8 protein-coding genes are annotated in these 6,329 nt (G+C 70.2%); 6 read left to right on the top strand and 2 right to left on the bottom strand.

The features are described 5' to 3' along the window. The 3 genes from ABTZ89_RS11360 to egtD form a co-directional block, all read left to right on the top strand. Window positions 1–320 (top strand): SUMF1/EgtB/PvdO family nonheme iron enzyme (locus ABTZ89_RS11360; protein WP_351043057.1); only part of this gene is annotated, 320 nt, incomplete at its 5' end. A 2-nt stretch (window positions 321–322) separates the two neighbouring features. Then, window positions 323–1,078 (top strand): ergothioneine biosynthesis protein EgtC, encoded by a 756-nt coding sequence (gene egtC / locus ABTZ89_RS11355; RefSeq protein ID WP_351043054.1) that lies wholly within the window; start codon window positions 323–325, stop codon window positions 1,076–1,078. Then, window positions 1,075–2,046 carry an L-histidine N(alpha)-methyltransferase gene (egtD, locus tag ABTZ89_RS11350; RefSeq protein ID WP_351043052.1) on the top strand — a complete coding sequence of 324 codons (972 nt, stop codon included), beginning with the start codon at window positions 1,075–1,077 and terminating at the stop codon, window positions 2,044–2,046. The genes egtC and egtD overlap by 4 nt, the downstream gene beginning before the upstream one ends. 16 nt (window positions 2,047–2,062) lie before the next feature. Here the strand turns inward: egtD and ABTZ89_RS11345 are convergent, their stop codons facing one another. Continuing rightward, window positions 2,063–2,281: a hypothetical protein gene (locus ABTZ89_RS11345; protein ID WP_270954392.1), complete on the bottom strand. Its 219-nt coding sequence runs from the start codon at window positions 2,279–2,281 to the stop codon at window positions 2,063–2,065. Beyond that, window positions 2,278–2,493, bottom strand: coding sequence for an HC3 family zinc finger protein (locus ABTZ89_RS11340; protein ID WP_270954393.1), 216 nt, complete (start codon window positions 2,491–2,493; stop codon window positions 2,278–2,280). Before ABTZ89_RS11340 ends, ABTZ89_RS11345 begins: the two co-directional genes overlap by 4 nt. Window positions 2,494–3,270: 777 nt before the next feature. Here ABTZ89_RS11340 and ABTZ89_RS11335 point away from each other — a divergent pair. From ABTZ89_RS11335 to metX, 3 genes are all read left to right on the top strand, one after another. Then, entirely contained in the window at window positions 3,271–3,645 is a 375-nt protein-coding gene (locus tag ABTZ89_RS11335) for an MmcQ/YjbR family DNA-binding protein (RefSeq protein ID WP_351043048.1), read from the top strand. 235 nt (window positions 3,646–3,880) lie between these two features. Continuing rightward, window positions 3,881–5,185 carry a bifunctional o-acetylhomoserine/o-acetylserine sulfhydrylase gene (locus tag ABTZ89_RS11330; protein ID WP_270949991.1) on the top strand — a complete coding sequence of 435 codons (1,305 nt, stop codon included), beginning with the start codon at window positions 3,881–3,883 and terminating at the stop codon, window positions 5,183–5,185. Beyond that, complete coding sequence (metX, locus tag ABTZ89_RS11325) at window positions 5,182–6,327, top strand: homoserine O-acetyltransferase MetX (protein WP_351043044.1); 1,146 nt, start codon at window positions 5,182–5,184, stop codon at window positions 6,325–6,327. The genes ABTZ89_RS11330 and metX overlap by 4 nt, the downstream gene beginning before the upstream one ends. Window positions 6,328–6,329 lie beyond the last annotated feature (2 nt).

Raw genomic sequence — 6,329 nt, 5'->3', positions numbered from 1 at the left:
GCCAACGGCACTTGCAGCCGGCGCCCGCCGGGGCCTACGCGGCCGGTGCTGCGCCCTGCGGAGCGCGGCAGCTCATCGGGGACGTGTGGGAGTGGACGGCCACCGACTTCCTGCCGTACCCGGGGTTCGCGGCCTTCCCGTACCGCGAGTACTCGGAGGTGTTCTTCGGCCCCGAGTACAAGGTGCTGCGCGGTGGTTCGTTCGGCACCGACCGGGCCGCCTGCCGGGGCACCTTCCGCAACTGGGACTACCCGATCCGCAGGCAGATCTTCGCCGGGTTCCGCTGCGCCCGCACCCCGCGGGCGGGGGAGCGCGGCTGACCATGTGCCGACACGTGGGATACCTGGGGTCGGCGGTCGCGCTGTCCGACCTGCTGCTGGAACCCGAGCACTCGCTGCTGGAGCAGGCGTTCGCTCCCGCCGATATGCGCGGCGGCGGCACCATCAACGCCGACGGTTTCGGCGTCGGCTGGTACCGCGAGGACGGCTCCACGGCCCGCTACCGCTCGGCGGCTCCGATGTGGACGGACCAGTCCTTCCGGGACATCGCGGGCGAAGTGCGCAGCGGCGCGGTGGTCGCGGCGGTGCGCTCGGCGACCGTCGGGATGCCGGTGGTGCCCGATGCCTGCGCGCCCTTCACCGACGGCCGGTGGCTGTTCAGCCACAACGGCCGGGTCGCCGGTTGGCCGGACTCGGTGGCCAAGCTGACTGCCCGGCTGGACGTCGTCGACCTGCTGAAGATGGAGGCGGCCACCGATTCGGCGCTGCTGTGGGCGCTGCTGCGGCAGCGGCTCCTCGACGGGGCCGAGCCCGCGGTGGCGGTGTCGGAGTTGGTGGGCGAAGTGGCCGCCGCAGCACCGGATTCGCGGTTGAACCTGCTGCTCAGCGACGGATCCCGGGTGGTGGCCACGACGTGGACGCACTCGCTGTGGGTGCGCCGGGGCTCCACCGCGGTGACCGTCGCGTCCGAACCGTTCGGCGCGCGGGACGGGTGGCGCGAAGTCCCGGACCGGAGTGTGGTCGTCGCAGAGGCCGACGACGTTCAGGTGCGGCCGCTGGCCGAGATGGGGGAGAGATGAGCGAACCGGAACTGATCGTGCGGTTCACCGCCGAGGACGCGGCCCGCGAGCTGCGCTCCGACGTCCGGGAGGGGATGACCGAAGAACCGAAGTGGTTGTCCCCCAAGTGGTTCTACGACGCCGAGGGCAGCGAGCTGTTCGAGCAGATCACCGCCTTGCCGGAGTACTACCAGACCCGGGCCGAGCAGCAGATCTTGCAGCGCAACGCGATGGACATCGCCGAGGCCACCGGCGCGGCCACGCTGGTGGAGCTCGGATCGGGGTCGTCGGAGAAGACCCGCCTGCTGCTCGACGCCCTGCGCAAGCACGGGACGCTGCGCCGGTTCGTGCCGCTGGACGTGTCGATCTCCGCGCTGCGGGCCGCGGTGGACGCGATCGCGCTGGACTACCCGGAGCTGTTCGTGCGCGGTGTGGTCGACGACTTCACCAGCGGGCTCGGTGCGCTGGACGCGGGAACCGATCGGTTGGTGGCGTTCCTCGGCGGCACGATCGGCAACCTGCTACCCGCCGAACGAGCCGGTTTCTTCACCGCGGTCCGCTCGGCGCTCCGGCCGGGGGAGTGGTTGCTGCTGGGCACGGACCTGGTGAAGGACCCGGGCCGGTTGGTCAGCGCCTACGACGACTCGCGAGGGGTGACCGCGGAGTTCAACCGCAACGTGCTGCGCGTGCTGAACCGGGAACTGCGCGCCGACTTCGACCCCGGGGCGTTCCGGCACGTGGCGCTGTGGAACGCCGAGCAGGAGTGGATCGAGATGCGGTTGCGCGCCGAGCGGCCGATGCGGGTGGAGCTGGCCGATCTGGCGCTGACCGCGGACTTCGCCGAGGACGAGGAGATCCGCACCGAGATCTCGGCGAAGTTCCGGCGCGCCCGGGTCCAGGACGAGCTCGCCGCCGCCGGGTTCGAGCTGCGGCACTGGTGGCTCGACGACGCCGGCGACTTCGCCCTGTCCCTGGCCGTGGCGATGTGAGCGGGAGGACGCGTGCTCACGACTTGATCGAGCCGGTGGCCCCGGCGAGGCAGCGGACGCAGGGCATCCCGGCCGGTTTGTCGGAGACCTCCGCCTGGTTCGCGGGGATCTCCACGCCGCAGAAGGTCAGCCACTCGGCCGGGATCCCGGTGCCCGGAGCGGTCGCCAGGTGCGCTTCGCGGCGGGTTTCGCCGACCACGCCGAACGCGTACCGGACGGCCACGGTCCTGTTCACGAGGTGCCCCCCGGCATTCGTCCTGCTGCCCGCAGGCAGTCCCCGCACGTCGGCCACAACCAGTTCAACGCCGTCGGTTCGGCGGCATCGATCTGCTGCCCGCACAGCGTCGTGATCGGCTCGCCCTCGCGGTGCTGCCCGGACGGCACGGTCCCGTCGATCGCGTGGCAGTGCTGCCCGGCCGGCTGCCAGTGGTGCTCGAGTTGGATCATTCTCCCCACCTCCGCGGATTGGGACTGTTCCCCGCGGAACCGGTGACGAGCAATCCCCGACGTTGACCCGTTCGGCCCAACGATCACAGACAAAAAGGACCAGAAAGCCACTCGAAAAGACCAGTGACCCACAAAATCTACACGGTGCGTGACCACAACGAGAACAGGCCGGCCCGAGCACCCAATCCCAACTCGAGCACCTATCTCGACTCGAGCACCTATCCAGGTCTGAGCACCTATCCCGGCCTGAGCATCTGCCTTGGCCTGAGTGCTTTCCCGGTCCGGGCACCTGTCTCGGTCTGAGCACCTATCCGGCCCGAGCGCCTGTCTTGGCCTGAGTGCTTTCCCGGCCCGGGCACCTGTTTTGGCCCGAGTACCTGTTTTGGCCTGGCCACTTGGTTTTTGGTCCGAGCACGTGTCTTGGTCTGAACGCCAATCTCTGATCAGAGCTCTTGATCTTTTGCTTGGATTCGCCGCCAGGTGAATAGCCCACCCTCGCAACCGGCACCGCCGCGGGTTCTCAGCGTTCGCCTGGCGAGGACGGCCCGACTGCCGTGTATTGGCATACATAAAGTCGGGCACCCGGAGACCAGGCGGGCGCTGAGGTTCCGCTACCGGCACCGCCACGCAAAAGGACCACCAGGAACAAGGAAAAGCCGGCCGCGCGCGTTGGCCACTGGGGGGAGGTGCCTCGGCGCGCGGCCAGCGAGATCAAGGTTACACCTCGGCATGCGCCGGGTATACGCGCGTTATTCCGCTGTCCGATAGGTTCTCCGCATGACGCCGCAGGAGCTCAAGGCCGCTTGTCTGGGGATGACCGGTGCGCGCGAGGAGTTCCCGTTCGACGAGTACAACAGCGTTTTCAAGGTCGGCGGCAAGATCTTCGCGATCAGCAGGCTGGACGCCGAGCCGTTGCGGGTGTCGCTCAAGTGCGAGCCGGAACTGGCCGTGCAGCTGCGGTTGAGCTATCCGGCGATCACCGGCGGCTACCACCTGAACAAGCGGCACTGGAACACCGTGCTGCTCGACGGTTCGGTTCCGGACGGGCTGGTCCGGGACATGATCGAGGACTCCTACGACCTCGTCGTCGCCGGATTGCCCAAGCGCGAGCGGGAGAAGCTGCACTGGCGGGGGCTGAGCGAACGCGGCTGATCCCACGTGGTGGACCTGGTTTGCGCAGAGTGTCCCGATCGCTACGCTTCGGGGCGTGATCCGCTTGGTAGTTCGTCGTCACGTCGATCTCGTCCGCGTGACCGCTTCGGCTTGTTGATCAGCGCTCGCTGAGCGCCGCACCGCTCTGCTCTTCCCGGCGGTTCCACCCGTCGCCGTTCACGCCTGCGCGTCTTCGCCGCGGCAGGTTCACGCTTTCAGCACAGGAGATTGCCCCGTGAGTTCCGATTGGTCCTTCGACACCCTGCAGGTGCACGCCGGAGCCGAGCCCGACCCCACCACCGGGGCGCGGGCCGTGCCGATCTACCAGACGACTTCCTACGTCTTCCGCGACACCGAGCACGCGGCGAACCTGTTCAACCTCAGCGAACCCGGCAACATCTACACCCGGATCAACAACCCCACGCAGGAGGTGCTGGAGAACCGGGTGGCCGCGCTGGAAGGCGGCGTGGCGGCGGTGGCGCTGGCGTCGGGGCAGGCCGCCGAGACGCTGGCCATCCTCACCCTCGCCGGGGCCGGTGACCACGTGGTGTCCAGTTCGTCGCTGTACGGCGGCACCCACAACCTGTTCCAGCACACGCTGCCGAAGTTCGGCATCGAGGTCAGCTTCGTCGAGGACCCCGACGACATCGAGGCGTGGCGGGCCGCGGCGCGGCCGAACACCAAGGCGTTCTTCGCCGAGGGGCTGGGCAACCCGCGTTCCAACGTGCTCGACGTGCGGGCGGTCGCCGACGTCGCCCACGAGGTCGGTGTGCCGCTGATCGTCGACAACACCGTGACGACGCCGTTCCTGCTCAAGCCGATCGAGCACGGCGCCGACATCGTGGTGCACTCGGCGACGAAGTACCTGGGCGGCCACGGCACCGCGGTGGGCGGCATCGTCGTCGACGGCGGCACCTTCGATTTCGGCGCGAACGCCGACCGCTTCCCCGGTTTCCACGAGCCGGACCCCAGCTACAACGGCCTGCAGTACTGGCCGGCCCTCGGCCACGGCGCGTTCGCTGCGAAGCTGCGGGTGCAGGGCCTGCGCGACCTCGGCCCGGCGATCTCGCCGTTCAACGCGTTCCTGATCCTGCAGGGCCTGGAAACGCTGTCGCTGCGCATCGAGCGGCACGTCCGCAACGCGCAGGACCTCGCCGAGTGGTTGAGCACCCGCGACGAGGTCGAATCCGTGCACTACGCGGGGCTTTCCAGCAGCCCGTGGTACGAGCGCGGGCAGAAGTACCTGCCGGGCGGCGCGGGCGCGATCGTCGCGTTCGAGCTGCGCGGGGGAGTGGACGCCGGGCGGGCGTTCGTCGACGGCGTGGAGCTGTTCAGCCACCTGGTCAACATCGGTGACGTGCGCAGCCTCATCGCCCACCCGGCGAGCACCACGCACGGCCAGCTCACCGAGCACGCCCAGAGGCTGGCGGGCGTGACCCCGGGGCTGGTGCGGCTGTCGGTGGGCATCGAGGCGGTCGAGGACCTCAAGGCCGACCTCGAAGCCGGTTTCCGCGCGGCAAAGGCCGCACTGGAGCGATGACTCGGACGCACGGCTCCCCTCCCGCCACCGGCGCGTGGCGGGAGGGGAGCCCTGTCGGTCGCCGCCGCTGGTTCCAGTTGCCCGGGCCGCTGGTGCTGGAGGCGGGCGGCGTGCTCTCGCAGGTCTCCCTCGCCTACGAGACCTGGGGAGAGCTCAACGAGGACGCCTCGAACGCGGTGCTGGTGCTGCACGCCCTGACCGGCGACAGCCACGTGTCGGGCCCGGCCGGGGAAGGCCACCCCAGCCCCGGTTGGTGGGACGGGCTCATCGGTCCGGGGCGCGCGCTGGACACCGATCGCTGGTTCGTCGTCGCGCCGAACGTCATCGGCGGCTGCCAGGGCAGCACCGGTCCGGCGTCGACCGCACCCGACGGGCGGCCGTGGGGCGGGCGGTTCCCGGCGATCACCGTGCGGGACTCGGTGGAGGCGGAGGTCCAGCTCGCCGACGCGCTCGGCATCCGGCGGTGGGCCGCGGTGCTCGGCGGTTCGTTCGGCGGGATGCGCGCGCTGGAATGGGCTGCCGGACACCCGGAGCGGGTGGCGGCGGCTCTGGTGCTGAGCAGCTGCGCGGTGGCCTCGGCCGAGCAGATCTCCTGGTCGGGGGTGCAGGTCCAGGCGATCCGCAGCGATCCCGATTGGCTGGACGGCCACTACCACGACCTCCCGGACGGTCGCGGTCCGCACGCGGGGCTCGGCGTGGCGCGGCGGATCGCGCACATCACCTACCGGAGCCCGCAGGAGCTGGAGCAGCGGTTCGGCACCCAGCCCCAGGACGGCGAACACCCTTGGCTCGGCGGGCGTTACGCCGTCGAGTCCTATTTGGACCACCACGCCGACAAGCTCGCGCGCCGGTTCGACGCGGCGAGCTACGTGCTGCTCGCGCAAGCCATGTCCGGCCACGACGTCGGGCGCGGCCGGGGCGGGGCGGAAGCCGCGCTGCGCCGGATCACGGCGCGCACCCTCGTCGCCGGAGTGGACAGCGACCGGCTCTTCCCGCTGGAGCAGCAGCGCTGGTTGGCCGAGGCGACTCCCGCATCCGCTCCGGTGCGCACGATCGTTTCGCCGCACGGCCACGACGGTTTCCTGATCGAGGTGGAGCAGGTCGGCCAGCTGGTCAGCGAGCTGCTGGCCGACCCGGGATGATC

The sequence above is a fragment of the Saccharopolyspora sp. NPDC002686 genome (assembly GCF_040295745.1).
Lineage (GTDB): Bacteria > Actinomycetota > Actinomycetes > Mycobacteriales > Pseudonocardiaceae > Saccharopolyspora > Saccharopolyspora oryzae.
This window is presented reverse-complemented; position numbering and strand designations above follow the sequence as displayed.

Coding starts and splice junctions, on each gene's coding strand:
- egtC (WP_351043054.1), top strand. CDS start 323: ATGTGCCGACACGTGGGATACCTGGGGTCGGCGGTCGCGCTGTCCGAC.
- egtD (WP_351043052.1), top strand. CDS start 1,075: ATGAGCGAACCGGAACTGATCGTGCGGTTCACCGCCGAGGACGCGGCC.
- ABTZ89_RS11340 (WP_270954393.1), bottom strand. CDS start 2,493: ATGATCCAACTCGAGCACCACTGGCAGCCGGCCGGGCAGCACTGCCAC.
- ABTZ89_RS11335 (WP_351043048.1), top strand. CDS start 3,271: ATGACGCCGCAGGAGCTCAAGGCCGCTTGTCTGGGGATGACCGGTGCG.
- metX (WP_351043044.1), top strand. CDS start 5,182: ATGACTCGGACGCACGGCTCCCCTCCCGCCACCGGCGCGTGGCGGGAG.